The organism is Mesorhizobium sp. M7A.F.Ca.AU.002.02.1.1 (genome assembly GCF_003998535.1).
In the GTDB taxonomy this organism is placed as follows: domain Bacteria; phylum Pseudomonadota; class Alphaproteobacteria; order Rhizobiales; family Rhizobiaceae; genus Mesorhizobium; species Mesorhizobium ciceri.
On record NZ_RZPB01000984.1, the window covers coordinates 1 to 1,885 of the forward strand.

Consider the following 1,885-nt stretch of genomic DNA (forward strand, 5'->3'; position numbering starts at 1 on the left):
ACATCGGCTTTGGGTGCATCCGTGCCAAGCAGCCTGCCATAGAGCTGCGTTGGCGTAACCGAGCAGATGACGCTCTTGTCGGCATTGATTGTCTCGCCCGAGGCCAGCCGCACGGCGGTTGCCCGGCCATTGTTTTGAACGATCGAAGCGACATCGGCGCCGGTGCGGATATCGCCGCCGCGTTCCCGAATCAAAGCCTCGAAGGCCGCCAGCAGGTTTTTTGCCCCACCCTTGACGATCGGTGCTCCGGCCGCCTCAAGTGCGAAGGCGATCACCTTGGCGATCTGGCCGGAGAAGGCGTCCTCGGGTCCAAGCCCGGCATGCAGTACCCAGGGTGCCCACAGCGCGCGGATGGTTTCGGACCGGTAGGTGTTTTCGAGCCAGCCGCGCGCCGGCACCAGAGCTTCGCCGAGGAAGGCGGCAAGGCCGCGCGGGCCACGCCGCCAGCCATCACCGGCAAGCAGCTTCGCTGTCGGGTAGGACCACAGGCTGCCGCCGAGCAAGCCGAACAGCAGGCCGGCATTGCGTTCGATGCCGCCGACATCATCCGCGTGCCGGTCACCGTCGCCTGCCGCGATTGCGTTGAGGGCGGCGATGTTGGCGGCACGGTCGGTGCTGAGCACGGCATGGCTGCCATCCGGCCGCAGCACGCCCGTCGGCGTGCCCGTGTGGCAGAACTCCAGCCCGTGGCGCGCGAGATCGGCGCCCAGTGCCGCAAAGGCCGGCGAGGTGATGAACAGCACGAAGGTCGTCGCCATCACATCATGGATGAAGCGGGGGGCGGTGATCTCCTCGGGGCGCAAGCAACCGCCAATGCGGTCGTTGCGCTCCAGGACGAGCACACGCGCCCCTTTGCCGCCGAGCATCGCCGCGCAGACCAGCGCGTTGATGCCGCTGCCGACGATGATGTGATCGGGGGCGGTCATTGGCGGTTGCTCTTTGCTTGCGGGCAGTGGAGTTCAATCGCGTGGAATTGCGCTCTACGGCGCCCCCCTCTGGCCTGCCGGCCATCTCCCCCTCTTGGGGGGAGATTGGCAGCTTCGGCGCCCCACTCAATCCTGCAACGTCGCAGATTGGCGAAAACCATTGTGAAGGCCAATCTCCCCCCTTGAGGGGGAGATGTCCGGCAGGACAGAGGGGGGCGCCGTAGGGCGCTAGCGCTACAAGCCTGCCACCCTCTACCTGCCATCAACCCGGTTTCGCCTTCTCGCATGATCTTCTCCCGAAGACCCACCTCGCTTTATTGCTTCGACACCAGCGCCAGCGCGCGAATCGGGCTGCCGGTGCCGTGCTCGATCTTGAGCGGCGCCGCGATCAGGATGGCGCCCTTCGGCGGCAGCTGGTCGAGGTTGCAAAGGCTGGCGAGACCGTAGCGGTTGGCCTTGTGCATCAGCGTGTGCGCCGGGAATGGCGGCTCCATGCCACCGGCCTTGCCGGCATCGGTGCCGATCGTCTCCGAGCCCCAGCCCTTGATGTCCTTACTGATCAGGAACTGGATGGCTTCGGCCGTCGGGCCGGGCGTGTGCGGACCGGTCTCGTTGGCGTTGAGGAACTCGGCTTCCGAGCCGTTGCGCTTGTACCAGTCGGTGCGCATCACCACCCATTCGCCGGCATTGATCGCACCGTGCTTGGCTTCCCAGGCCTTGATGTGGTCGACGGTGAGCAGGAAATCGGGGTCGGCGGCGGCTTCCTTCGAACAGTCGATGACATTGACCGGGCCGACGAAATTCTGCGCCGGAATGGTGTCGGTGGCGCCGTCCGGATAATCCTTGCCGCTGATCCAGTGCTGCGGCGCGTCGAAATGCGTGCCCGAATGTTCGCCGAGCTTCAGCCAGTTCCAGGCCCACCACGGACCGTTCTTGTCGTAACGGGAGATGTTGTGGAT

General features: G+C 65.6%; 2 protein-coding genes. Both read right to left on the reverse strand.

Features of this window, described 5'->3' with window-relative positions:
- Positions 1–926 (reverse strand): NAD(P)/FAD-dependent oxidoreductase (locus EN879_RS34080; RefSeq protein WP_164774766.1); only part of this gene is annotated, 926 nt, incomplete at its 3' end.
- Positions 927–1,240: 314 nt separating this feature from the next.
- Positions 1,241–1,885: cyclase family protein (locus tag EN879_RS34090; protein WP_164774767.1), on the reverse strand; the 645-nt coding region annotated here is incomplete at its 5' end.